Origin of the sequence: Bradyrhizobium sp. TM233 (assembly GCF_036247965.1) — a bacterium.
GTDB lineage: Bacteria > Pseudomonadota > Alphaproteobacteria > Rhizobiales > Xanthobacteraceae > Bradyrhizobium > Bradyrhizobium ottawaense.
The window spans coordinates 467,096-490,557 of the sequence record NZ_BTIG01000008.1 but is presented as its reverse complement, the minus strand read 5'-3'; the positions used below and the strand labels follow the sequence as shown (position 1 = coordinate 490,557).

General features: G+C 64.8%; 31 protein-coding genes. 17 read left to right on the top strand and 14 right to left on the bottom strand.

Annotated features, from left to right (window positions below; genetic code table 11):
- Nucleotides 1-172 precede the first annotated feature (172 nt).
- Both AABA86_RS20410 and AABA86_RS20405 read left to right on the top strand, forming a co-directional pair.
- Nucleotides 173-412 carry a hypothetical protein gene (locus tag AABA86_RS20410; RefSeq protein WP_028144534.1) on the top strand — a complete coding sequence of 80 codons (240 nt, stop codon included), beginning with the start codon at nucleotides 173-175 and terminating at the stop codon, nucleotides 410-412.
- Between the two features lie 155 nt (nucleotides 413-567).
- Nucleotides 568-852: a hypothetical protein gene (locus AABA86_RS20405; RefSeq protein ID WP_212249556.1), complete on the top strand. Its 285-nt coding sequence runs from the start codon at nucleotides 568-570 to the stop codon at nucleotides 850-852.
- On the opposite strand, the gene AABA86_RS20400 is transcribed toward AABA86_RS20405, so the two are convergent.
- The gene (locus tag AABA86_RS20400; RefSeq protein WP_338308099.1) at nucleotides 849-1,247 is read right to left on the bottom strand and encodes an NUDIX hydrolase; all 399 of its coding nucleotides are present in this window, start codon (nucleotides 1,245-1,247) and stop codon (nucleotides 849-851) included. The two genes, AABA86_RS20405 and AABA86_RS20400, sit on opposite strands and share 4 nt — an antisense overlap.
- A 143-nt stretch (nucleotides 1,248-1,390) precedes the next feature.
- Nucleotides 1,391-2,482 carry an AI-2E family transporter gene (locus tag AABA86_RS20395; protein WP_212249558.1) on the bottom strand — a complete coding sequence of 364 codons (1,092 nt, stop codon included), beginning with the start codon at nucleotides 2,480-2,482 and terminating at the stop codon, nucleotides 1,391-1,393.
- Nucleotides 2,483-2,664: 182 nt separating this feature from the next.
- Here AABA86_RS20395 and AABA86_RS20390 point away from each other — a divergent pair, with 182 nt between their 5' ends.
- The 3 genes from AABA86_RS20390 to AABA86_RS20380 all read left to right on the top strand — a co-directional run bounded on the left by AABA86_RS20390 (nucleotide 2,665) and on the right by AABA86_RS20380 (nucleotide 3,665).
- On the top strand, nucleotides 2,665-2,841 hold the full coding sequence (locus AABA86_RS20390; RefSeq protein ID WP_212249559.1) for a hypothetical protein: 177 nt from the start codon (nucleotides 2,665-2,667) through the stop codon (nucleotides 2,839-2,841).
- Between the two features lie 153 nt (nucleotides 2,842-2,994).
- A complete protein-coding gene (locus tag AABA86_RS20385) occupies nucleotides 2,995-3,222 on the top strand; it encodes a hypothetical protein (protein ID WP_212249560.1) in 228 nt (75 codons plus the stop codon).
- Between the two features lie 140 nt (nucleotides 3,223-3,362).
- Nucleotides 3,363-3,665: a hypothetical protein gene (locus AABA86_RS20380; RefSeq protein ID WP_188103835.1), complete on the top strand. Its 303-nt coding sequence runs from the start codon at nucleotides 3,363-3,365 to the stop codon at nucleotides 3,663-3,665.
- Nucleotides 3,666-3,692: 27 nt separating this feature from the next.
- On the opposite strand, the gene AABA86_RS20375 is transcribed toward AABA86_RS20380, so the two are convergent.
- The 3 genes from AABA86_RS20375 to AABA86_RS20365 all read right to left on the bottom strand — a co-directional run bounded on the left by AABA86_RS20375 (nucleotide 3,693) and on the right by AABA86_RS20365 (nucleotide 5,121).
- The gene (locus tag AABA86_RS20375; RefSeq protein WP_212249561.1) at nucleotides 3,693-4,124 is read right to left on the bottom strand and encodes a hypothetical protein; all 432 of its coding nucleotides are present in this window, start codon (nucleotides 4,122-4,124) and stop codon (nucleotides 3,693-3,695) included.
- A 157-nt stretch (nucleotides 4,125-4,281) separates the two neighbouring features.
- On the bottom strand, nucleotides 4,282-4,500 hold the full coding sequence (locus AABA86_RS20370; protein WP_212249562.1) for a hypothetical protein: 219 nt from the start codon (nucleotides 4,498-4,500) through the stop codon (nucleotides 4,282-4,284).
- 336 nt (nucleotides 4,501-4,836) lie between these two features.
- Nucleotides 4,837-5,121 carry a hypothetical protein gene (locus tag AABA86_RS20365; protein ID WP_338308097.1) on the bottom strand — a complete coding sequence of 95 codons (285 nt, stop codon included), beginning with the start codon at nucleotides 5,119-5,121 and terminating at the stop codon, nucleotides 4,837-4,839.
- Between the two features lie 186 nt (nucleotides 5,122-5,307).
- Between AABA86_RS20365 and AABA86_RS20360 the strand changes: the two genes are divergently transcribed.
- From AABA86_RS20360 to AABA86_RS20350, 3 genes are all read left to right on the top strand, one after another.
- Entirely contained in the window at nucleotides 5,308-5,895 is a 588-nt protein-coding gene (locus AABA86_RS20360) for a formyltransferase family protein (RefSeq protein ID WP_212249564.1), read from the top strand.
- A gap of 172 nt (nucleotides 5,896-6,067) precedes the next feature.
- Nucleotides 6,068-6,418 (top strand): hypothetical protein, encoded by a 351-nt coding sequence (locus AABA86_RS20355; protein ID WP_212249566.1) that lies wholly within the window; start codon nucleotides 6,068-6,070, stop codon nucleotides 6,416-6,418.
- On the top strand, nucleotides 6,363-6,908 hold the full coding sequence (locus AABA86_RS20350) for a hypothetical protein (RefSeq protein WP_212249568.1): 546 nt from the start codon (nucleotides 6,363-6,365) through the stop codon (nucleotides 6,906-6,908). The genes AABA86_RS20355 and AABA86_RS20350 overlap by 56 nt, the downstream gene beginning before the upstream one ends.
- A 51-nt stretch (nucleotides 6,909-6,959) precedes the next feature.
- Here the strand turns inward: AABA86_RS20350 and AABA86_RS20345 are convergent, their stop codons facing one another.
- Nucleotides 6,960-7,358 (bottom strand): RidA family protein, encoded by a 399-nt coding sequence (locus tag AABA86_RS20345; protein WP_212249570.1) that lies wholly within the window; start codon nucleotides 7,356-7,358, stop codon nucleotides 6,960-6,962.
- A gap of 166 nt (nucleotides 7,359-7,524) precedes the next feature.
- Here AABA86_RS20345 and AABA86_RS20340 point away from each other — a divergent pair, with 166 nt between their 5' ends.
- Together AABA86_RS20340 and AABA86_RS20335 are read left to right on the top strand one after the other, a co-directional pair.
- Complete coding sequence (locus tag AABA86_RS20340; RefSeq protein ID WP_338308094.1) at nucleotides 7,525-8,400, top strand: DMT family transporter; 876 nt, start codon at nucleotides 7,525-7,527, stop codon at nucleotides 8,398-8,400.
- Nucleotides 8,401-8,601: 201 nt separating this feature from the next.
- Nucleotides 8,602-10,038, top strand: coding sequence for a caspase family protein (locus tag AABA86_RS20335; protein WP_338308093.1), 1,437 nt, complete (start codon nucleotides 8,602-8,604; stop codon nucleotides 10,036-10,038).
- A gap of 239 nt (nucleotides 10,039-10,277) precedes the next feature.
- Here AABA86_RS20335 and AABA86_RS20330 read toward each other — a convergent pair whose 3' ends face one another.
- On the bottom strand, nucleotides 10,278-10,520 hold the full coding sequence (locus AABA86_RS20330; protein WP_028144522.1) for a BrnA antitoxin family protein: 243 nt from the start codon (nucleotides 10,518-10,520) through the stop codon (nucleotides 10,278-10,280).
- 3 nt (nucleotides 10,521-10,523) lie between these two features.
- Nucleotides 10,524-11,501, bottom strand: coding sequence for a cysteine synthase A (gene cysK, locus AABA86_RS20325; protein ID WP_212249575.1), 978 nt, complete (start codon nucleotides 11,499-11,501; stop codon nucleotides 10,524-10,526).
- 222 nt (nucleotides 11,502-11,723) lie between these two features.
- Here cysK and AABA86_RS20320 point away from each other — a divergent pair, with 222 nt between their 5' ends.
- Nucleotides 11,724-11,942 carry a hypothetical protein gene (locus AABA86_RS20320; RefSeq protein WP_212249577.1) on the top strand — a complete coding sequence of 73 codons (219 nt, stop codon included), beginning with the start codon at nucleotides 11,724-11,726 and terminating at the stop codon, nucleotides 11,940-11,942.
- Nucleotides 11,943-11,952: 10 nt separating this feature from the next.
- On the opposite strand, the gene tgt is transcribed toward AABA86_RS20320, so the two are convergent.
- Complete coding sequence (gene tgt / locus AABA86_RS20315) at nucleotides 11,953-13,098, bottom strand: tRNA guanosine(34) transglycosylase Tgt (RefSeq protein ID WP_338308091.1); 1,146 nt, start codon at nucleotides 13,096-13,098, stop codon at nucleotides 11,953-11,955.
- A gap of 203 nt (nucleotides 13,099-13,301) precedes the next feature.
- On the opposite strand from tgt, the gene AABA86_RS20310 reads away from it, so the two are divergent.
- From AABA86_RS20310 to AABA86_RS20295, 4 genes are all read left to right on the top strand, one after another.
- Entirely contained in the window at nucleotides 13,302-14,486 is a 1,185-nt protein-coding gene (locus AABA86_RS20310; RefSeq protein ID WP_338308090.1) for a patatin-like phospholipase family protein, read from the top strand.
- 127 nt (nucleotides 14,487-14,613) lie between these two features.
- Nucleotides 14,614-15,360 carry a TetR/AcrR family transcriptional regulator gene (locus tag AABA86_RS20305; protein ID WP_212249724.1) on the top strand — a complete coding sequence of 249 codons (747 nt, stop codon included), beginning with the start codon at nucleotides 14,614-14,616 and terminating at the stop codon, nucleotides 15,358-15,360.
- Nucleotides 15,361-15,611: 251 nt separating this feature from the next.
- Nucleotides 15,612-16,214, top strand: a complete 603-nt coding sequence (locus tag AABA86_RS20300) for a PepSY domain-containing protein (protein WP_212249584.1) — start codon at nucleotides 15,612-15,614, stop codon at nucleotides 16,212-16,214.
- A gap of 253 nt (nucleotides 16,215-16,467) precedes the next feature.
- Nucleotides 16,468-17,505: an aspartate-semialdehyde dehydrogenase gene (locus AABA86_RS20295; RefSeq protein ID WP_338308089.1), complete on the top strand. Its 1,038-nt coding sequence runs from the start codon at nucleotides 16,468-16,470 to the stop codon at nucleotides 17,503-17,505.
- 142 nt (nucleotides 17,506-17,647) lie between these two features.
- On the opposite strand, the gene queA is transcribed toward AABA86_RS20295, so the two are convergent.
- The 5 genes from queA to coaD all read right to left on the bottom strand — a co-directional run bounded on the left by queA (nucleotide 17,648) and on the right by coaD (nucleotide 20,858).
- A complete protein-coding gene (gene queA / locus AABA86_RS20290; RefSeq protein WP_338308088.1) occupies nucleotides 17,648-18,739 on the bottom strand; it encodes a tRNA preQ1(34) S-adenosylmethionine ribosyltransferase-isomerase QueA in 1,092 nt (363 codons plus the stop codon).
- A 140-nt stretch (nucleotides 18,740-18,879) separates the two neighbouring features.
- The gene (locus tag AABA86_RS20285) at nucleotides 18,880-19,344 is read right to left on the bottom strand and encodes a peptidylprolyl isomerase (RefSeq protein ID WP_028144513.1); all 465 of its coding nucleotides are present in this window, start codon (nucleotides 19,342-19,344) and stop codon (nucleotides 18,880-18,882) included.
- Complete coding sequence (locus AABA86_RS20280) at nucleotides 19,341-19,751, bottom strand: hypothetical protein (protein ID WP_212249597.1); 411 nt, start codon at nucleotides 19,749-19,751, stop codon at nucleotides 19,341-19,343. Before AABA86_RS20280 ends, AABA86_RS20285 begins: the two co-directional genes overlap by 4 nt.
- Before the next feature lie 9 nt (nucleotides 19,752-19,760).
- Entirely contained in the window at nucleotides 19,761-20,324 is a 564-nt protein-coding gene (locus AABA86_RS20275; RefSeq protein WP_212249599.1) for a peptidylprolyl isomerase, read from the bottom strand.
- Between the two features lie 36 nt (nucleotides 20,325-20,360).
- Nucleotides 20,361-20,858: a pantetheine-phosphate adenylyltransferase gene (coaD, locus tag AABA86_RS20270; protein ID WP_212249601.1), complete on the bottom strand. Its 498-nt coding sequence runs from the start codon at nucleotides 20,856-20,858 to the stop codon at nucleotides 20,361-20,363.
- Between the two features lie 260 nt (nucleotides 20,859-21,118).
- Here coaD and AABA86_RS20265 point away from each other — a divergent pair, with 260 nt between their 5' ends.
- Together AABA86_RS20265 and AABA86_RS20260 are read left to right on the top strand one after the other, a co-directional pair.
- Entirely contained in the window at nucleotides 21,119-21,376 is a 258-nt protein-coding gene (locus AABA86_RS20265; protein ID WP_018317917.1) for a hypothetical protein, read from the top strand.
- Nucleotides 21,377-21,554: 178 nt separating this feature from the next.
- Nucleotides 21,555-23,408, top strand: a complete 1,854-nt coding sequence (locus AABA86_RS20260) for a potassium transporter Kup (protein ID WP_338308195.1) — start codon at nucleotides 21,555-21,557, stop codon at nucleotides 23,406-23,408.
- The last annotated feature ends 54 nt before the right edge of the window (nucleotides 23,409-23,462 follow it).

Here is a 23,462-nt window from a genome sequence, read left to right as displayed (position 1 = left end):
GGGCTTGGGGATGGGCCGGGAGCCTGGATTCGACGCTTGCCGTGCCCAATCGTTCCTAAGCCGCCGGCGGAGGTTCGCCCGCGAGGCCCATCACGCCGGAACGGGGTACCGCGTTCCCCGGTTTGAGCGCGCATCCGTCGCGCGCTAGGATGCCTCTTTTACGGAGGCTCATTTGAAACCAATCTTTTTCATCGCCGCCATTGCACTGCTTGCGACGGCTCCCGCCCGCTCACAGCCGCTGGTCGATCCCAACAAGGTTGCTCCCGAATTCCGCGAGGCGGCCGAGAAGCGCCGGGCCGAGCAGTTGCGCCAGCGCGAATGCGCGCTGAAGGCGGATCTCGAGAAGGTGCTGCCCAGGGATCGCACCGCCTTTCTCAACCAGTGCCTGGACACGATGGCGGCCAAGCAATAGCGACTGACCGGCTGTTCCAACCGGCCTCTTCCACCGCCGGCCGGTGGCGCGTGCCCGCGCGGTCTGCGAGCATCCGACCACGAAGTCATTCAGGCTTTCTTCAGACATTTGGGATCAGCTGACGATCCATTTCCCAAAGCCATTGTTGCGCGCGCATGAGTTCAATCCAGATTCAGTGCACGCGGTGCAAGAACGTGTTTCGCGATCGCGCCGGGCGGTTGCAGGACGGCTATTCCAGGCAATGTCCGAGCTGCGAAGTGGTGCTGTTCTTCGCTGAGGATTCCCAACATCCCTTCGTCAAGCGCGCGATGCGCGATGCGCGCAAGGTCCGCAAGGAGATGCGCGAGGCCGAGGCCGCGAAGCTTGCTGCGCCCGAACCGCAGGGGGCGCAGTCGAGGAGGTTCGCCGGACGGACGCGATCGGCGGGACGCGAGGACTAGCTCGCCTTCCGCCTCTGCTTCCTCGGAAACAGGCGGTCGCGGATATAGCGCGAGGTCGGCGTCAGGCGGATGCCGCGCGGCTTCTGCCAGGCGGCGCGGTCGATCTCCTTCTTGTCGCCGATCGCCAGCCTGCCTTTGGCAGTCTTGGCGATGAAGATCGCGTCGCTCATCTTGCGGCCGGAGCGCTTGTTCCTCGCCGTCACTTCCTTCCAGAGGCTGATCCTGCCGAGTTTCAGCTTGGGCAGCTCCTCCCTGATCTCACGCCGCAGGCAGTCCTTGTCGGACTCGCGCGCGCGCTTGCGGCCGCCCGGGAACATCCACAGGCCGTCCGACCGGCGTCTGACCAACAAGACCTTGCCGCGCCGCGCGGCAACCAGTTTGGAAGACTTCGCCATTGCTGCCGTCATTGAAACCAGAATCGTCCCAATCGTAACTTGTCTAGTCGAACAGACAAGTTCCCGGCACGTTTTGATCACAGGCCGCGATCCCTCGGGTCCTGGCGCGACACGGCGGAAAGATCGCGCCGTTCGAGGCGCGATCAGCCTTCGCCCGCGCCCGCCCCCGTCCGATCCTCAGTCCTGATCCACGCCATCATCATCTCCCAGGCCACCGACAGGATGATCGGGCCGATGAACAGGCCGACGATGCCGTGGGCCAGCGTGCCGCCGATCACGCCGACGAAGATCACGATGGTCGGCGTGGTCAGGCCACGCCCCATCACGAGCGGCTTCAACATGGTGTCGAGGAAGCCGACGACGACGAGAAACACGGTGAGCAGCAGCGCCGTGGTGACGTCCTTGGCGGTCCAGATCCAGATGATCACCGGCAGCAGCACGAGGAAGGCGCCGATCTGCACGATCGAGAGCAGCAGCACGATGAAGGCGAGAAGGCCGGCACTCGGCACGGCGGCGAGCTTGAAGCCGATGCCGGCGAGCAGCGCCTGCACGATCGCGACGCCGATCACGCCCTGCGCCACCGCGCGGATGGTCGCGCCCGCGAGCGACAGGAAATGCTCGCTCTGCTCGGGCACGATGCGAAACAGGAAACCGCGGCCGGCCGCGACCAGCCTCGGCCCGTGCGGAAACAAAAAGCCGGCCACGAACACCGAGACCAGAAATTGCAGCGTGCCGACGCCGGCATCGCCTGCGAGCGAGAGCAGCGGGCCCGCCAGCGGCTGCAGATACGGCGCCACCTCGCGCACCACCGCGCGGACGTTGGTGTAGGCCTGGTCCCAGAGCTCAAACAGCCAGGGACCGACGAGCGGCCATGATTTGAGCTGCTCGGGCGCGGCCTGAAGCGCCAGATCGCCGGTGCCGAGCTGACGCGCCAGTTCGCGCACGCCGTCCACCGCGCTGATGCCGAGCCAGGTTGCCGGGCCAATGACGATGCCGAGCGTGATGAGGGTCAGGATCACTGCTGCGGTCTTGGGCCGGCCGCCGAGGATTTTTGCGACCCAGCTGAAGGCCGGATAGAACGCGACCGCGAGCACACCGCTCCAGGCCAGGATCGGCACGAACGGGCGGATGATCAGGAAGGTCCAGATGATCAGCAGGGCGAGCAGGCCGAGCCGGATCACGAGCTGGATGACATCCTCTCCCGTCAGGAGCTGACGGAGACTTTTCACGGGCACTGCTTTCCTTGCGGCATGAACGCAACTTCCGGTGCTTGCGAGGCCTAGCCGTTATTGCCAGCAACGCATCCGGCGTCAAGGCGACTGGAACTGCCGGGGCCCACGATTAGGAACACATCGGGCCATTCCGCATTCGAAAGACGATGACAGACCCTCCCGGAGAATCCGATGCACGCGCAGGAATGCACCGCGGTATCCACTATTCCCTGAGGCCGAACGCCGCGCCGGGCTATTGGCAATATGCCTATGCGATTGGCGGCAGGGTCCGCTCCGGACGGGTGCAAGCCAGGCTGCGGCTGCTCGCGGTCAGGCGGGTGCAGATGCGCATCGACCGGGACATGCGAAGCGGCAGCTTCTGATCCGGCTGCGAAGCCGCGGATTTCGCATGGCCCGCGATGGCGGCGGCCGGGCTTGGCTAACGCCCGTTAACCGGATTTCCCCGCCCCGGTTTACGCCACTGCAAACGCCCGTGACTACCGTGGGTCGAGGTCAACAAGAAGCATTCCGTGCAAATGGCCAACAGCATCTGGACGATCGAAGAATTCACCTGTGCGGGTTGCGGTATGAACTACACCGCGACCAGGGAGGAGCACAGCGAAGCCCACACCGGCAGCTTCAAATGCAGCATCTGTAGCGGCGTGGTGCACGCCTGGTCCGGCAAGCATCATTTCTTCGGCTGGCAAGCCGTCAAGACGAGGCCGCCCGTGTTCGGCAAGCGCTGGGCCGGCGTCGAGTGGTAGGCTGTCAACGGCTCCCCGATTGCGCCGCGCCGGTCATCCGGGACGGACCGGAGGATCGGCCGAATTGCACCGGTGCCGTTTGGACTCCGTTCACCGATCGCCGCTAGATCAGGACGGATCCTCCGCGCCGAACAGCAGACATGGCCGACCTCAACGCCGTCCTTACCAGGCTCAACGACCGCCTGCTCCGCCTCGAGGGCGAGCTGTTCGTGCTGCGCTCGCTGGCACGCGCGACGCTGACGGCAGGCGACGACCATGCGGCGCGCATGCGCAAGTTGGTCGAAGCCGCAAAGATCGCGCTCGACGACGAGGCGAAACGAGAGCTCGACAAGCCGACGCGCAAATATGTCGATGCAGCCACCGCGCTGGTGGAGGAACTCCTGGTCGAGCCGACCCCGGCGCGACCGCTGTTCACGGTGATCGACGGCGGCCGGCGCGACTGAACGCGCCCGCCTTACCACGACGATCGATTATCGCCCGTACATGCCGGGCACGCGTGCGCCGTTCGGATAGCACTGCCCGCGCGAATAGTTGTAATCGTAGCCGTCCGGACAGAGCCCGCCGCGTCGTCCATAGGCTTCGGGACGCCCGTAAGCGCCGGGCCCGTGCGCCCCGTTCGGATAGCAGCTGCCGTTCGAGTAATTGTAGTCGTAACCGTGCGGACAGAGGCCGCCGCCGCGTTGGCGTCCGTAGTATTCGTGCGGCCCGGGATTCCGCGTGTAGACACCCGGCGCATGATAGTCGTTGGGGTAGCAGCGGCCGTTCGAGTGGTTGTAATCATAGCCGTCCGGGCATCGTCCGCCCGGAGCAGCCCTGAACTGAACTTGCTCCACCATGGGCTCAGGCGATGCCGCAGGCACGGTTGCAAATGCCAGCAGGCCAGCCAGCGCAAGCTCGATCATGACGTCTCCTCCAAAATCACGGGGACAAGCCTAGCAGGATTCGTGTCCCACGAAACGACCCGGGGATTAAGACATGGCCGGCCTGAACCATGCATGAACCGGTCTCGGACTGCGACGATGCGTCGTCCCCAATCCTCGCGAGCGCCCGCCTCCCCCGCTAGACCGTTTTGGAATTCTCCGCCTTGAGCCGGCTGAGGCCAGCCTCGATGATCGCGATCTCCTCGTCGATCTGGCCGATCGGCAGGCTGAAATCATAGCCGGACCTGCTCTTCAGATCGACCGCAAGGCGCTGCCTGTGCATCATCAGCTCGTCGAGCCCGCGCCGGTTCTTCAGCCGCACATAGGTGTCGACGATCTGCTCAATTGCGCTCGGCATGAAATTTGTCCTGGCGAAAAAGGCCCGCGCGGCGCACAAGGGCCGGCGGGACAATTTCGGTGTCGCGGTACGCAATACAAATCCGCGACGGATTCGTCGATACGCTGGGCTGGTTGAGATCGTGTTACCATGCGATGATTTCGTGATGCGTGGCACGAAAAGGCCGCTGGCGATGACGCCAGCGGCCAAAGCCGGGTTCGAAAACGGATGCGGGTTGAAATGTCGCCAGCCCCGGTGGGCGCACGTTAGCAGCCGGCCGGACATTCCTCTGTTAAAAACCAAACACAGGAACCGGCTTTATCGCCTGCTTGCCGGCCCATATTGGCCGCGGCAACGCTAGTCGGTGACGCAGAAATAGGTGCGCGGATATCTGCGATAGGCGCTGTAGCGATAGTAGGGCCGGTACGCGTAGCCGCGATAGAGCGCCGGCGGCTCCTCACCGTAATAGGCACCGTGATAGAAATTGGTGACCGGCCCCTCGGCGCAACGATAGGCGTCCCAGGTCGGCCCCACGAACGGCGCGCCCCCGGTCTCGGGCGGCACAGCGGGGTATGGCCCGCCGGCATGGGCCGCAGGGGCCACAACCAGTGTCGCGAAAAGGAAAAGCCAGGCGCCTCGCATGCACTCGCTCCCGAGCCGTGCAACGCGCCTATGGAGCACCGGAACGGCCGCCCGCGCAATCGCGGAATCATCGCGCCCCGCGCCGGCACATTGTTGATAACCGGCGCAAACGCGCTGCGGGGGGTGACAGGGCGTCCGGACGTGTTATCGGGGGATGACGCAGTTGCGAGACCGGATCGGACACCCATGCGCATTACCCTCGTCGGCTCCCGCCATTTCGGCGTGACCACCCTGAACATGCTCCGGGAGCATGGCGTCTCGATTGTCCGGGTCGTCGTCGCCGATGCCGAGGATCGGCTCGCCGCGACCGCCAAGGCGGCCGGCATCGAGGTCGCGGTCCAGGCCAATCCGAAGCTGGTGGTGGCCTCCGAGATTGCCCCCGATACCGATCTGATCATCACGGCGCACAGCCACGCCCGGATCGGCAAGGACGCGCTCGCCGCCGCCAAGTTCGGCGGGATCGGCTATCACCCCTCGCTGCTGCCGCGTCACCGCGGCAAGGCCGCCGTGGAATGGACCATCAAGGAAGGCGATCCGATCGCCGGCGGCACGATCTATCATCTCGCCGACCGCATGGACGCGGGCGCCATCGCCGCCCAGGACTGGTGCTTCGTCAAGAAGGGCGAGACCGCCCGCGAGCTCTGGGAGCGCGCGCTCGCTCCGCTCGGCCTCAAATTACTGGCCGACGTGATCGATTATGCCAAGGTCCACAAGGCGCTGCCGTCCAAGACTCAGGACGAGCAGTTCGCGACCTCTGCACCGAGTCTCTCCTGACGTTTACCCTTAACGTGAAGGGGCCTTGATTCCGCTTCGAAAATTGGAGTTGGGAACGCAAATAAACCATTGTTTCCACAGGAACAATTTTCAGTTTGGCATTGCAACAAATTTCCGTCACATTTCGTCCGAATAAGCGTCAGCATATCAGACAAATTCAAGGACGGAATTCATGCGTTTTGGTCGCATCGCGGCGTTCTGTGCCGCTTCAGTTTTGACTGGCACCCTCGCCGCTCCCGCCCTCGCCCAGAGCCCCTATGACGGCAACTGGCAGGTCATCATCGTCACCAAGAGCGGCACCTGCGAGCCGACCGCAAGCTCCATGCTGACAGTTGCCGACGGCAGGATCACCGCGCCCGGCGCTAACGTTTCCGGCACCATCGGTAGCGGGGGACTTGTGAAAGTTTCGATCAATGGTGCATATGCCAACGGTCAACTCAACGGCAACGCCGGATCGGGGAAGTGGAATGGAGCATCTGCAGGCATACCGTGCAGCGGGCGGTGGGAAGCATCGCGCCAGTAAACCAAGTGTGGCTCGCGCCCGGAACCGGCGGCTGCTGATTGCGGCCGCCGTTTTGTTTGCGGCAGGGATCGCCAACTCTGAAAGCAAGGCCCAGTCCGGTCCGTTTGCCCCGATGGCAGGAAGCTGGAGCGGCGGCGGCGTCGTCACGCTGGACGACGGTTCGACCGAGCGGATCCGCTGCCGTGCCAAATACGCCCCGATCGGCCCGACCATGGAAATGTCGCTGACCTGTGCCAGCGATGCCTACAAGTTCAACCTCGGAGCCAATGTCAGGGCCGAGGGCAGCGCCATCACCGGCAGCTGGTCCGAGGCCAGCCGCAACATCTCCGGCTCGCTCCAGGGCCGCGGCGGCGGCGGGAACTTCGAAGTGGTCGCCTCCGCGGCCGGCTTCAATGCCAACATCGCGCTGAAGACGAGCGGCAACAAGCAGACCGTCACCATGCGCGCGGACAGCCAGTTCCGCGGCGCCAACATCTCCATGTCGCGCTAAGCCGATACAGCCACATAAAATCGATCCGGCGCCCGCGCCGGATCGATTTTTTTATGCGTTCGGCACGAACGCCGTGACCTCGATCTCGACCTTGGCCCGCTCGTCCACGAGGCCGCCGATGTAGAGCAGCGTCGAAGGCGGGAAATTGCGTCCCAGCGTTTCCTTCCAGGCGGCGCCGATACCGGCAACGGCCGCTTCATATTCGCTGCGGCTGGTCAGATACCAGGTCAGGCGGACGATGTGCTCGGGGCCGGCGCCCGCCTCGCCCAGAAGCTTGATGATCCGCTTCAGTGCGGCTCCGACCTGCGCCGCCATGTCGGGCGCGTAGCTACCCGTCTCGTCGCCGCCGGTCTGACCGGCCAGAACCACCCAGCGGCCAGGGCCTTCTGCCACAACGCCGTGAGAGAAGCCGCGCGGTTTTTTCCATTCGGCCGGCTGCAAGATCTGCATGAGCGGAGTTCTCCCATTTTTTGTCGTTGTTCGTTGATGCCTTAGCACGTCGCCCTGCATCGCTGCATCCGCAGATTTGGCCGTTGCAAACGGCGGCGATGTCGTCGATACCGGCCGTCCTTTCACGTTCCAACCTCCGGCCCCCTGCCCCCAAACCCACTGCCCAATGAGCGCGACACCGTCCAAAACGATGGCTGCCTTGTGGATGGCCGGCTGGCTGTCGCTGATGCTGGTCATGGCGGTTGCCGGGCGCGAGACCACGCGTGAGCTCAACGTCTTCCAGATCATGGAAGTGCGTTCGGTGATCGGTCTCACGCTGCTCCTGCCGCTCATCTACCGCGCCGGCGGCTTCAAGGCGGTCGCGACCAAACGCCTGCCGCAGCACCTTGCACGCAACGGGGTCCATTATTTCGCGCAGCTCGGCTGGTTCTACGCATTGACGCTGATCGGAATCGGCCAGGTCGTGGCGATCGAGTTCACCATGCCGATCTGGACTGCGGTGCTGGCCGCAACGTTCCTGTCTGAACGCATGACGGTCTGGAAGATCGCCGCCGTCGTGCTCGGCATCGTCGGCGTCGTCATGATCGTGCGGCCCGCCACCGGGGAGATCAATCCCGGCCAGCTGATCGCGCTCGGAGCCGCAATCGGCTTCAGCGTATCCATGATACTGGCGAAATCGCTGACCCGAACCGAGAGCGCATTATCGATCCTGTTCTGGATGATCATCGTGCAGATGGTCGTGGGCCTGCTGCCAACGCTCTATGTGTGGACCTGGCCGACATCCCATCTATGGGGATGGCTCTTCGTCATCGGTGTCTGCGGCACTTTCTCGCACTATTGCCTTGCCAGCGCGCTCCGATATGCCGACGCAACGATCGTGGTTCCCATGGACTTCCTCAGGGTTCCACTGACTGCGACGGCCGGCTGGCTGCTGTATTCCGAGCGGCTCGACGCCTGGACCGTGCTCGGCGCTGTGCTGATCCTGTGCGGCAATCTCCTGAATTTGAAGCCGGTCTCAGCGATTCCCGCCCGCGCGCGGTGAACCTCGTGCTGCCCCGCGCGACAAAACAAAGTGGCCGTGTGATTTGGATCACGTTGGGAAGCTTTCCCATCGTGCACATTCGGCCACACAGCAGCGGGTTGCACGCAACGGACCGCCGTTTTGGTGGCGCGAAGTCGGGCACTTCGTGTAGGTTCGTTGCCAATTCGTTGCTGCCTGCAATTCGATTCTGGGGATTTCAGAATGCGCTATCTCACCCTCTTCGCTTCGCTGATGTGCATGGCGCTGTCGGTCAGTGCCGCGAAGGCTGACCGTCGTGTCGCCTTCGTCGTCGGCAACGGTACCTACAAGAACGTCGCGCAATTGCCGAACCCGCCGATCGACGCCAAGGCGATGGCGGCGACGCTGCGCAATGTCGGCTTCGAGGTGATCGAAGGATCCAATCTCAGCCGCGACCAGATGACCGAGAAGCTGCTCGACTTCGGGCGCAAGGCGCAGGGCTCCGACATCGCGCTGTTTTATTATGCCGGCCACGGCATCGCCGTCAGCGGCACCAATTACCTGCTGCCCGTCGACGCCGACATCAAGTCCGAGATGGACGTCAAGCTGGGCGCCGCCATCAACATCGACCTGACGCTCGAGCAGACCATGGGCGACGCCAAGGTCAAGCTCGTCTTCCTCGATGCCTGCCGCGACAATCCGTTCGCCGCCAAGATCAAGTCGAACTCCGCGACGCGCAGCGTCAACGTGCAGAGCGGTCTCGCCGAGATGAAATCCGGTGAAGGCACTCTCATCGCGTTCGCCACCGGCCCCGGCCAGACCGCGCTCGACGGTCAGGAGGGCAACAACAGCCCGTTCACCCGTGCGCTGATCGACAACATCACCAAGCCCGGCATCGAGATCCAGCAGGCGATGACGTCGGTGCGCGCGCAGGTCAATGAAGAGACCCGCAAGGGTCAGCTGCCCTGGGGCCACACCAACCTCACCGGCTCGGTCTATCTCAACCAGGCTCCGACAACCCAGGTCGCCAACGCGGCGCCGACGGCGGCTGGCAGCGTGCCGATGGCGGCCGGCGGCAACTCGGACGGCGTCGAGCTCGAATACTGGCGCTCGGTGAAAGAGTCCAACAAGCCGGAAGAGCTCAACGCCTATCTCGCCGCCTATCCGAACGGTCAGTTCAAGGCGCTGGCGCTGGCACGCCTTGCGGCCATCAAGAGCGGCCCCTCGACCGCGACGCGCACCCTCAACGCCGGCGTCGATCCCGCGACCTTCACCGACGAGGCCACCCAGGTCACCGAAGATCAGATCGGCCTCGACAAGACCCAGCGCCGCGACGTGCAGCGTCGCCTCACCGGGCTCGGCTTCGATACCAAGCAGACCGGCGTGTTCAGCGATGAGACCCGGACGGTGCTCAAACGCTGGCAGGCCGCGCGCGGCTATCCCTCATCGGGTTACCTCAACAAGCACCAGCACAAGGCCCTGATCTCGGAGGTCCAGGCCGCTCCGCCGACCGCGAGCGACAACAGCCAGAAGGCGGCCCGCCGTGCCGCCGCGCCCGCCGGCAGCAGCGCACCGGCACCGGCTCCGGCTCCCCAGCGCAGCAATCCCGGCGATGCAGCCGGCGCGGCCTTCGTGGGTGGCGTCGTCGGCGGCATGATGGGCGGCATGTTCCGCCGCTGAGACGAGCGGGATTGAAAACGCCAAAGCCCGGCTCACGCCGGGCTTTTTCTTTTTTGCGACGATGCCGCCGCGGACTCCCTCATTGCGAGCGCAGCGAAGCAATCCAGAGTCTCTCCGCAGCGGCAGGCTGGATTGCTTCGTCGCAAGAGCTCCTCGCAATGACGAAGATAGAGATGTGCGCCAGGCGGATGTCACAGCCCGCGGAGAGACGCCGCTGGTCCGACGTGTCCAGCCGGAGCCTACTTCCCCGCGGCCTTGCGCAGCGCCTCGTTGATGCGGTCCTGCCAGCCGGGGCCGCCCTCCTGGAAGAACTCCAGCACGTCCTGGTCGATACGTAGCGTGACCTGCTCCTTGATCCCCGGCGCCACGTTCGGCTTGGGCGGCGCCGCGGCGACCTTGGCCGTCACCTTCTTGAACGCCGCCTCGGCCTCGGTCCTGGCATCGCCGAGTGTGCGCGGCCGCCTCGGGGGTTGATCCGCCATGTCCTAGATTCCCTCAAACAGTGCTGTCGAAAGATACCGCTCGGAGAAGGACGGCACGATGGCCAGGATGGTCTTTCCCGCCGCTTCCGGCCGCTTGCCGATCTCGAGCGCCGCAGCAATCGCCGCGCCCGAGGAGATGCCGCCCGGAATCCCCTCATGCCGCGCCAGCGCGCGCGAGGTCTCGATCGCCGTCGTCGAGTTGATCTTCACGATCTCGTCGATCACCGCGCGATCGAGGATGTCAGGGACGAAGCCGGCGCCGATGCCCTGGATCTTGTGCGGCGTATGCTGTCCGCCCGACAGCACCGGGCTTTCCTCCGGCTCGACCGCGACCACGCGCAGTGAGGCCTTGCGCGGCTTGAGCACCTGGCCGACGCCGGTGATCGTGCCGCCGGTGCCAACGCCGGCCACGAAGAAATCGATGTTGCCGCCGGTGTCGTTCCAGATCTCCTCCGCGGTGGTGCGGCGGTGCACCTCGGGATTGGCGAGGTTCTTGAACTGCTGCGGCATCACCGAGTTCGGCGTCGTCTTCAACAGCTCCTCGGCGGCGGCGATCGCGCCCTTCATGCCCTGCGCCGCCGGCGTCAGCACCAGTTCGGCACCGAGAAAGGCCAGCATCTTGCGCCGCTCGATCGACATCGATTCCGGCATCACCAGCTTGAGGCGGTAGCCGCGCGAAGCCGCCACGAAGGCGAGCGCGATGCCGGTATTGCCGGAGGTCGGCTCGATCAGCACGGTGTCGGGCTTGACGATGCCCGCCTTCTCCATCGCGATGATCATCGCCGCGCCGATGCGGTCCTTCACGCTTGCGGCCGGATTGAAATATTCAAGTTTTGCCAAAATGGTCGCGTTCACGCCGTGCATGCCGGGCAGCCGGCGCAAGCGCACAGTCGGTGTATTGCCGAAGGCGTCGACGATCGAGTCATAGATCCGGCCGCGGCCGGGTTGGTGCGCTGCACCCGTGGTGGACGATGCGTCCATGATGAACTCCCTGTGGCGAAAACTTGCGCTTCTACGCAGCTCATGCGCAGTTACGGATAGCCTGCGACGACACGCAAGCGACAATGCGGCACATGTTAAATACGCTGCATCGCAAAATCGCGTGAGCTTTAATTAGCAGAAAACCAACGCATTTGTGTTGCGACCTCGTCAACTGATTCTGCTTATGTTAGACTTAGGTCTCAAAGCAGGGAGGTCACCACGATGTCAGCAGTCGCTGAAGTGATGTCGACCGTAGCGCTAAGGCGTGATCCGCGTTGCAGCGAGTTGCCGACCTGTCCTGTTTGCGCCGACTCCATGGTCGCCGCCGAAGCATCCGCCTATGTCTCCGACCACGTCATCAGCTATCTCTGGACTTGCGACAATTGCGGCTACGGCTTCGTCACCAAGCACGCCGTGAAGCACCGGTTCGTATGCAACTAGCGCAGCTCCCCTAGCGCGGGGCGATATCGCCCCTCGCCCAGTCCGCGCGCGTACGCTGATAGAATTCGTCGAACCTTCCCTGTGCGATCGCGTCCCTGATGCCCTGCATCAGGAACTGGTAGTAAGCGATATTGATTTCGGACAGCAGCATCGCCCCCAGCGTCTCGCCCGCCTTGACGAGATGGTGCAGATAGGCGCGCGCGCAGTTGCGTGCCGACGGCCATGAGCTCTCCTCATCAAGCGGACGCGGATCGTCGGCGTGGCGCGCGTTGCGCAAATTTACCTGGCCGAAGCGCGTGAAGGCGACGCCGTGACGGCCGTTGCGCGTCGGCATCACGCAATCGAACATGTCGATGCCGCGCTTGACGGCTTCGAGGATGTCGTCGGGCGTGCCGACGCCCATCAGATAGCGCGGCCGCTGTATCGGCAGCAGCGGCGCGGTCTCGTCGATCATCGCCAGCATCACCGCCTGCGGCTCGCCGACGGCAAGGCCGCCGATTGCATAACCATGGAAGCCGATCGCAACGAGACCTTGCGCGCTCTCATGGCGAAGCTGGGGTATGTCGCCGCCCTGCACGATGCCGAACAGCATGTAGCCGTCGGGCGCGCTCTCGAAGGCGCGCTTGCTTCGCTCGGCCCAGCGCAGCGACAATTGCATCGCACGCTCGATGTCGGCGCGCTCGGCCGGCAGCCGCACGCACTCGTCCATCTGCATGGCGATATCGGAGCCGAGCAAGCGCTGCACCTCGATCGAGCGCTCCGGCGACAGCTCGACCTTGGCGCCGTCGATATGCGAGCGGAAGGTGACGGCGTTCTCGGTAACCTTCCGCAGGTCCGACAGCGACATCACCTGGAAGCCACCGGAATCCGTCAGCATCGGCCCGTTCCAGCCGGTGAACCGCTGCAGGCCGCCGAGGCCGGCGATCCGCTCGGCGCTCGGACGCAGCATCAGGTGATAGGTGTTGCCGAGCACGATGTCGGCGCCGGCATCGCGCACCTCGCGCCAGTGCATGCCCTTCATGGCACCGGCGGTACCGACCGGCATGAAGGCGGGCGTACGCACCACGCCGTGAGGGGTGGTCAGGCGCCCGGTCCGCGCGGCGCCATCAGTGCCGAGCAATTCAAAGTGATTGGGAAGATCGTTGTCGGGATTCATGGCCGTGCTTATTGCGTGTCGGAGAAGGCCGATCAACCCGCCACGCGGCAGCCGGCGGGTGCTTCAGACTGGGACACGGCGGATTTTGGCGCCACCGCCCTTGTTAAACAAAACGATACAGTGTAGTTTTATCGTGGGGCTGGACGAGAATGCCGCGGCGAATCTGCCGGCGGCGGTAAATGCGTGATCGCCAGCCACCGACTATGCCCTTCCCTTCGTGTTCGACTGACGTCGCCGGCCGCCCGCATGACTGGATCAGGCAGACAGGCGGCCGCCTGACCGCATTTCTGGTCCTGGCCTGCAGCCTGATGCTCGGCGCCTGCACCTCGCTGCCCCGCACGCCCTATACAGCCGCAGAAGCCAGCACATCGCGCGTGCTGGATATCGACGGCCTCAGGCGCTACGCCGACGACCCCGTCACGAAATTCAGCTTCGAGAAGGACACCAGCACCGCGACGAAGTCCTATCTGGCGCTCTCCGGCGGCGGCGCCGATGGCGCCTATGGCGTTGGCGTTCTCAACGGCTGGACCGCGGCCAGAACCCGCCCCACCTTCTCCGTCGTCTCCGGCGTCAGCACCGGCGGCCTGATCGCGCCCTTTGCCTTCCTCGGCTCGCAATATGACGACACTCTGAAGGAGGTCTACACCAGCGGCATCGCCGAGAGCCTGTTGAACGATCCCAGCATCATGCGCGTGCTGTTCGGATCCGGCCTGTTCGGCAACACCAGGCTGCGCGAGCTCGTCGCCCGCTATGTCGGGCCGGAGATCATGGCGCAAGTCGCGCGCGAGAATGCCAAGGGTCGGAAGCTCCTGGTGGTGACGACCGATCTCGACACCCAGCGCACTGCGATCTGGGACATGGGCAAGATCGCCGCGGTCGGCACACCCGAGGCGCTGAAACTGTTTCGCGACGTGATGGCGGCCTCCGCCAGCATTCCCCTGGTGTTTCCGCCGATCATGATCGACGCCGAGGGCCAGGGCCGCAAGTTTCAGGAGATGCATGTCGACGGCGGCGTGACCGCCCCGGTGTTGACGCTGCCGGAAGCCCTGCTGTTCCAGGGCAGCCGCCTGCCCGGCAATGCGAAGATGGACATCTACATCCTCGTCAACAAGAAGATCGAACGCAATTTCGAGCTGGTCTCCAACGGCACCATCGATGTCGCCTCGCGCAGCCTGTCGGCGATCACCCAGTCGCAGACGCGCGCGATCATCTTCTCGACCTATGATTTCGCCAAACGCAACCGTCTCGGCTTCCACCTCTCCTACATCGCGCGCGAGTATCCGGCGCCGCCGTCGGAAGGCTTCGACACCGGCTATATGCGGGCGCTCTATCAATACGGTTATGACAAGGCCGCTGCCGGTCAGGCCTGGGGCTCGACGGTGCCGTGAGACGGAACGAGGCCCTGCCGAAACCGTTGACGATGCGGCCAATCCGGCCAGATTCGCGATGACGCCTCCGCTCCTGCGCGATATAGAGCGAATGACGACTGTCAGAAACGCGCAGGAATCACTGGGCATGGGATTGACTGCGACTAGGACGAGACCGGCAGCGCCGCGGCGCGAAGTGCCGAAATCCCGCGGCGGCCGGCCGACGAAAACCGCCGCCATCGAGCGCGACCTGCGGCTGATCGAAGTCGCCACCCGCCTGTTCCTGGACCGCGGCTTCGACGCCACCTCGCTGGACGCGGTCGCGGAAGCGGCCCGGGTCAGCAAGCCCACCGTCTATTCCCGCTACGGCGACAAGCGCGGCCTGTTTGCCGCCGTGCTGAGGCGCGAGATCGCGCGCTGGCTTGCGCCACTATCGGCCGCCGCCGAGACGCAGCTCTCTAGCGCCTCCGACATCTCGGTCGAGCAGCGGCTGGTCGAGATCGGGCGCGAGATGCTGACATTCACCTGCGGACCCGACGCTGTCGCCTTCAGCCGCATGATGACGTCACAGGCCATCAACTTCCCCGACGTTGCCAAGCTCGGCAAGGAGGAAGGCTGGATGAAAGCCGTCGCCACCACGGCACGTTTCTTCGACCGTCTGGTGGCGCAAGGCGCGCTCGACATCGAGGACACCACAATTGCCGCCGAGGTGTTTCTCGACGTGGTCGTCGGTCACACCCACCGCATGGCGACGTTCGGGACTGCGCTCGAATTGAAGGCCGCCGAAAAGCGGATGCGCACCGCCATCAAGCTGTTCCTCGCCGGTGCGCTAGGACCTGCCGACCGCGTCCAAAGCACCACCAAAGCCTCGTCGCGGCGACGCCCCACGCGCTGACAATTCCGTGAGATTGCGCGCTTTCCCCACGGGAAACCGCCTGCGCCGTTGACCAAAATAAAACGATACGGTATGGTTTAGTTATAAGCGATACGGACCGCTTTTTTCACCAGCCCCAAAGGTGGCCCGTACAGCTAGATCGCCGTGCCGGGTACAGCCCGCCCACGACGTTCCGCGGCCGGCCGACGCCCAAGGCCGGCCGCGAATTCTTTACGATCATCCGGCACACTCGCTGCCCGAGGGTTTCGAGCATGACGACAGCCAAACGACATATCTCGCGATTGCTTGCGACCGCCCTGTCCGCGCTCGTCCTCGCCGCACCGGCCCGGGCGATCGTGACCGCGGGCACGCCGACAGCCCTTCACAGCGACACAGATGGTGATGCCGAGGCCGACCGCCAGGCCGTCAGCCGCGAGATCGAGCGCTTCCGCAGCTCGTCGATCTCGATCAGCCAGGCCATGTCGATAGCCGAAGCCCGGCACGCCGGCGCCACCACGGCGGATGTGAGTTTTGACGGAGCCGCCGGGGTGCCGGTGTATCGGGTGAAGACCCTGCACAACGACCGGATCTGGCGCCACACCATCAATGCTTCGACCGGCGAGCTCATCGGCGGCGAAGCCGCCCTTCCCCTCGCCGAGCTCGACCACGAGGACCGCGACAACCTCGCAGCGCTCGGTGCAATCAGGCACCGCCTCGCCGATGCCGTGCGCGTCGCCGAACGCGCCGCCTCGGGCAAGGCGATCAGCGGCGGGCTGGTGCGCGAACGCGGACGGCTGAATTTTTCGATCGTCGTCGTCAGCGGCGACGACCTCAAGGAGGTCACCCTCGAGCCGCCGGGCGCCAAAACGAAATAGCGGGTGCCAAATACCGCGAGTTCGCCCCGGCATCGACCGGGGTGAAAAGCCATTGACGGGCGCAAGACTCTCCCGCATAAGTCGCCGCCATGTTCACGACCACCAAACGCACGACCAAAACCACCACGGCCCCAGGGGCCCGGGGAGGCGTGCGCGCGTAGTCGTCGACTAAAACGCATCAGCTCTACCGAAGCCCCGCCCTCGATGGTCCGGGGCTTTTTTGTTGCCTAAATCCCAGCTCAACCGAAATTCAATGGAGGACAAAGTGAGTAACGATCCCCTCGTCGCGATTGTCGGCGTCACCGGTGCAGTGGGCGCCGAATTCATCGCCACCATGGACAAGCGCGGCTTTCGCGTCGGCAAGCTGAAGGCGCTTGCCAGCGCCCGCTCGGCCGGCAAGACGGTGTCGTTCCGCGGCCAGCCGGTCGTGATCGAGGAGCTGACCGAGCGCTCCTTCGAAGGCGTCGATATCGCCCTGTTCTCCGCCGGCGGCAGCATCTCGAAGAAGTATGCGCCGATCGCGGTGAAGTCCGGCGCGGTCGTGGTCGACAATTCCTCCGCCTTCCGCATGGACCCGAACGTGCCGCTGGTGATCCCCGAGATCAACGCGAACCGGATCCGCGACCACAAGGGCATCATCGCCAACCCGAACTGCGCCGCGATCACCGCACTGGTGCCGCTGTGGCCGATCCATCAGAAGAACCGCATCAAGCGCGTCATCATCTCGACCTACCAGGCGGCAAGCGGCGCCGGCGCCGCCGCGATGGAGGAGCTCGTCGAATCCACCCGCGCCAATCTCAACGGGCAAGTCTATACGCCCAAGGTGATGCCGCACCCCTACGCGTTCAATCTCTTCAACCACAACACGGCCGTCGACCCTGACACCGGCTACAACGACGAAGAGACCAAGGTCATCAAGGAGACCCGCAAGATCTTCGAGGACGAGAGGATCGCGATCGGTGTCACCTGCGTGCGCGTGCCGGTGCTGCGCGCCCATTGCGAGGCCATCACCTTCGAATGCGAGAAGGAGATCACCGAGGACCAGGTCCGCGCCATCATGGCCCGGGCGCCCGGCGTGAAGGTCGTCGACGACCGCGTCAAGAACTACTTCCCGATGCCGATCGACGCCTCAGGCCAGGACGACGTCCTGGTCGGCCGCATCCGCAAGGACCTCAGCGATCCCTCCGGGCATTCGATCTCGATGTTCCTGGCAGCCGATCAGCTGCTCAAGGGCGCGGCGCTGAACGCGGTGCAGATCGCGGAGCTGTTGCCGCAGCGGGTGATGGCGTAACCGAGCACGCCCGTCGATCCGTCATCCTGAGGTGCGAGTGGCGCGATGCGTTCAGCATCGCGCCGCGAGCCTCGAAGGATGAACGGCCGAAATGCCACGGCCGGGCCGTCGCCCTTCGAGGCTCGCCGAAGAGGCGAGCACCTCAGGGTGACGGGGATGGATTTGGCTCTGCCCGAAACAACAAGCACGCATCGCCATACGAATAGAACCGATACTCGCTTGCGATCGCATGTGCATAGGCCTGCTTCATCGTCTCCAGCCCTGCAAACGCCGACACCAGCATGAACAGCGTCGACTTCGGCAAATGGAAATTCGTCATCAGGACATCGACCGCGCGGAAGCGGTAGCCGGGCGTGATGAAGATCGAGGTCTCGGCTGCGAAGGGCTGGATGGTGCCGTCCTCGCGCGCTGCGCTCTCGAGCAGCCGCAACGACGTGGTGCCGACGGCGACGATGCGGCCGCCGTTCTTCCGCCCGCTGTTGAGGCGCTCCGCCGTCTCGGCGGAGATCGTGCCCCACTCGGCATGCATCTTGTGGCCCTCGGTGTCGTCCACCTTCACCGGCAGGAAGGTCCCTGCCCCGACATGCAGCGTGACCTGGTTGATTCCGACGCCACGCGCGCGCAGCGCCTGCTCCAGTGCCGGGGTGAAATGAAGTCCAGCCGTCGGCGCTGCGACCGCGCCCTCGTTCGCCGCGAACATGGTCTGGTAGTCGGCGAGGTCCTGGTCGTCGGGCGTGCGCTTGGAGGCGATGTAGGGCGGCAGCGGCGGGCTGCCGAGGTCGGCGATAGCCTGATCCAGCGCCGGGCCGTGGAACGAGAACGACAGCGTCACCTCGCCCTCGATGCCCTTGGCCTCGACCTCGGCATCGAGATGGCCGAGCAGGCAGACCTTGCCCTCGTTGCCGAAGCGGATGCGGTCGCCGGCGACGAGCTTCTTCGCGGGCTTCACCAGCGCCTGCCAGCGCGAGCCGTCGAGCCGCTTGATCAGCGTCGCCTCGATCTTCGGCTCGGTCTCACGCCCGATGCGGCGGCCCCTGAGCTGCGCCGCGATCACCTTGGTGTCGTTGACGACGAGCTGGTCGCCCGGCTTCAGCCATTGCGGCAGGCCGGCAATGGTCTGGTCGCGTAACGCGCCGTTCTCCACGACCAGCATCTTCGCGGAGTCGCGCGGGCTCGCCGGGCGCAACGCGATGCGCTCGGCGGGCAGGTCGAAATCGAACAGATCGGTGCGCATGTCGGGCTCAGCGCCACACAGTCACTCCTCATCCTGAGGAGCGCGGAACCCGCGTCTCGAAGGATGAAGGCCCGCTGCATCAGCTCGACCTTCATGGCTCGAGACGGCGCTTCGCGCCTCCTCACCATGAGGGGAAACGCTTACTCGGCGTCCGCGGCCATCCGCGCCTTGACGATCTTGTCGGGGTTCTGCACCGGCTCGCCGCGCTTGATCTTGTCGACGTTCTCCATGCCCTCGGTGACCTTGCCCCACACCGTGTACTGGTTGTCGAGGAAGCGGGCGTCGTCGAAGCAGATGAAGAACTGGCTGTCGCCGGAATCCGGGCTCGCGGCGCGCGCCATCGAGGTGGTGCCGCGCACATGGGGCTCCTTGTTGAACTCGGCCTTCAGCTTCTTGCCCGAGCCGCCGGTGCCGGTGCCCTGCGGGCAGCCGGTCTGCGCCATGAAGCCGTCGATCACGCGGTGGAACACGATGCCGTCGTAGAAGCCCTCGCGGACCAGTTCCTTGATGCGCGCGACATGGCCGGGCGCGAGGTCGGGCCGCATCTCGATGGTGACGGGACCCTGCGTGGTCTCGAGGATCAGGGTGTTTTCGGTGGCGCTCATGCTCGTCTCTCTTGCGTTGGAGGTGAAGTTTTCCGGTTGCGGAACTGGATCGCGAATGGACGTCCCGCAGCGGCGCCGGCCATTGCATCGGTAAATGGCATCGGCGTGCAGCGTTGCAACGCCTCCATCACCGCGATCCGGTATTGCAGCCGGTCATTGTCGGAGGCCTCCGCGGATTCATAGGAGATCCTCGGATGGCCCAGAATGTCGCCGGACCGGTTAAAGCTCACGACGACGGTGATGTCGAGTGGGCGGGCCTTGGCGGCCGGCGGCGGCTTCCAGCAGGTGCGCAGATGCCGGAAGATGTCCTGGATGGTGTTGACCTGCCCATCCTCGGCGGCCGCACTGGACACGCCGAGCAACAGCACGGCGGCAACCAGCAGGAGCTTGTCGCCACAGCGCGCCATCGCCGTCTCCTATTTGATGTCGGAGGCGACCTGCACCTTCACCATCTTGTCGGGATCGGTCACGGCACCGCCGGGAGAGCCGGGAGGAGCCTTCTTCAGCTTGTCGACGACGTCCATGCCCTGCACGACCTCGCCGATCACGGTGTACTGATTATCGAGGCTGCCGCCGTCGGCGAACATGATGAAGAATTGCGAGTTGGCGCTGTCGACGCTGTCGCCGCGCCGGGCCATGCCGACGATGCCGCGCGCGAAATGCACCTTGGAGAATTCCTGCTTCAGGTTCGGATATTTCGATCCGCCGGTGCCGTTGAATTTCTCGCCGTCGCCGGTCTGCGCCATGAAGCCGTCCATGACCCGGTGGAACGGCACGTTGTTGTAATAGCCCTCGCGCGCGAGCTGCTTGATGCGCTCGGCATGCTGGGGCGCGATATCGGCGCGCAGCTTGATGACGATGCGGCCCTTGGTGGTGTCGATGACGATGGCGTTGGCCTTGTCGAGGTTGGCCGGCAATTGCTGCGCCACCGCCGGCACCGCGAACAGAAGCGCGGCAAGAACTGCGAGAATTCGGATCATGACAACTCCGGATCAGAGAGAAGAGGAAGCGCGCCGTTACGCGGCGAATTTTGCCTTGAGCTGTGCCGCGACCTGCGGCGGGACGAAGGCCGAGACGTCCCCGCCCATGCCGGCGATCTGGCGCACCAAAGTGGCGGTGATCGGGCGAACCATCGGAGAGGCCGGCAGGAAGACCGTATGCACTTCCGGCGCCATCGCCTCGTTCATGCCGGCGAGCTGCATCTCGTAGTCGAGGTCGGTGCCGTCACGCAGGCCCCGAATCATGATCGTCGCACCGTGCTTGCGTGCCGCGGTCACCGACAGATCGTCAAAGGTCACGGCCTCGAGCACGCAGCCGGCCTGCGCCGCGATCGGGCCGCAGACGTCATGAAGCATCTTGAGCCGCTCCTCCGTGGAGAACAGCGGCTTCTTGCCGGGGTGGACCCCGATCGCGACCACGAGCCGGTCGCACAGCGAAACGCTGTGCCGGACCACGTCCAGATGGCCGTTGGTGATGGGGTCGAAGGAACCGGGATAGAAGGCAATGCGCGGCATGGCCCCCTCCTACCGCGCCCGGCCCGGCCCGGCAAGCCGGGCCGGTTCCCCGGCCAAATCCTACCGAAATATCCCGCAGGCCATGTCGGCAATGGCCGTTTGTTTCGTCCCTCGGGCAACCACGAAACAAAGGGGCGCGGCCAAGAAACCATTTCCCGTGCCGGCGAAGACGTCCGGAAACTGGCCATGGTTACTAATCCGGCCAACGAATGACGGGCCGCACACTGGGCGTAGGCGGCCGCATCACAGGGGACTGTCAAATGATCAAGGCTCTCTCAGCGATCGCTCTGTCTGCGTGTGTCGCCGCCGCCCTTACCCTCCTGCCCGGGTTTGCCCCGAGCGTCGAGGCCAGCGTGCCGCAGCCGCTGGCCAAGAGCGACCGGCTCGACATCCGGGCCATCGGCAAGGACTGCTCGCAGCAGGCCTGGCCGAATTTCGAAGCCTCATGCCTGCGCAAGGCCGGCACCAAGGCGAACGTCCGCGAGGCGCGCCTCGTGACCGCGAACCGTACCCCGTAGGCTGGCCTGTCAGCTTCACGTCACATAATCCCGATGGAGTTTTGCGACGTCTCGTCGCAGACTGTGTTGCTCGCGCCCGGCGGAATGACCCGTCGGGCGCGATCCCATCGGGGGGTTGTCATTGTCCAGTACGCCCGCTGTGGCTTCCGGCCACCATCCTGATCCGCTACCGCTTGCCATGACCATGGGCGCCCTCGGGGTGGTCTATGGCGATATCGGGACCAGCCCGCTCTATGCCCTGAAGGAAGCCGCCAAGGCGGCTGCCCACGGCGGCACGCTTCATCACGACGCCGTCCTCGGGATCGCCTCACTGATCCTCTGGGCCCTGCTGCTGATCATCTCACTCAAATACGCGCTGTTGATCCTGCGGGCGGACAATCGCGGCGAAGGCGGCATCGTGGCGCTGCTCGCCCTGCTCCACGCCCGCCACGCCCAGCCCGGCACCTGGCGCGCCCATCTCCTGGTGGTCGGCCTCATCGGCGCCGCCCTGCTTTACGGCGACGGCGCGATCACGCCGGCGATCTCGGTGCTCTCGGCCATCGAGGGCCTCAAGGTCGACGCGCCCTCGCTTGCGCCCGTCGTGGTGCCCGTGACCGTCACCATCCTGATCGGCCTGTTCATGATGCAGAAGCAGGGCACCGGTTTCATCGGCCGCATCTTCGGACCGGTGATGCTGGCCTGGTTCGTCGTGCTCGCCGCGCTCGGCATCCACGGCATCGTCAAGGCGCCGGCGGTGCTGGCGGCGCTCAGCCCGTTTTATGCGTTCAATTTCCTGATCCACCAGGATTTCCACGTCTCCTTCGGCATTCTCGGCGCGGCCTTCCTCGCGGTGACCGGCGGCGAGGCCATGTATGCCGACATGGGCCATTTCGGCCGCCTGCCGATCCGCCTCGCCTGGTTCGCGATCTGCCTGCCCGCGCTGGTGCTGAACTATTTCGGCCAGGCCGCGCTCTTGATCACCGATCCCACGATGATCGAGAACCCGTTCTTCCAGCTCTGCCCCGACGCCCTGCACTATCTGCTGGTCGCATTCTCGGCGGTCGCGACCGTGATCGCCTCGCAGGCGATCATCTCCGGCGTGTTCTCGCTGACGCAGCAGTCGATCCAGCTCGGCTTCCTGCCGCGCATGCAGATCCGCCACACCACCAGCGATGCGATCGGCCAGATCTACGTGCCGCTGGTGAACTGGCTGCTTGCGGCGGCAACACTGGGTGCCGTCCTGAACTTCGGCTCCTCGGACGCCCTTGCCGGCGCCTATGGCATCGCGGTCTCGCTGCTGATGGCGATCACGACGCTGCTGGCCGCGCTGGTCGCGATCCAGTGGGGCTTTTCGCCCTGGCTTGTCGTTGCCGTGAACGGCTTCTTCTTCGTGATCGATCTGATCTTCTTCTCGGCGAACTCGGTCAAGCTTTTCGAGGGCGGCTGGTTTCCGCTGCTGCTCGCCGGCCTCGTCGCCTTCCTGATGCTGACCTGGCGCGCCGGCGTGAAGCTGGTCGAGGCGGCGCGCGCCCGGCTGCGCCAGCCGGAGGAAGATCTGATCGAGACCGCGGTCAACAAATGCAGCGCAAGGCTGCCCGGGACCGCCGTCTTCCTGGCGTCCGCGCCGCGCGGCGTGCCGCTCGCGCTGACGCAATTCGTCAAGCACAACCGCGTGCTGCACGAACGCGTGCTGCTGGTCACCGTGCTGATCGAGGAGCTTCCGCACATCGCGGACGAAGACCGCGCCGACGTGATCGATATCATTCCCGGCATCACCCGCGTCATCCTGCATTACGGCTTCATGCAGAACCCAACGATCTATGAGGGACTGAACCTCGTCTGCCGCCAGAGCAAGCTGCCCGGCATCGACCTTTCCGACATCACCTATTACGTCGGCCGCGAGACCATCATCCCGCGCGAGGACGTCCCGGGCATGTGGGTCTGGCGAGAAGGCGTGTTCGCCTTCCTGCAGCGCAACGCCGAACGCTCCGCCGCGTTCTTCGGCGTGCCGACCAAGCAGGTGGTGGAGTTCGGCACGGAGCTGGAGATTTAACTTCGCGAAGGGTGAGTGGCGAATAGCGAATAGAGCCGCAAACCCTATTCGCTA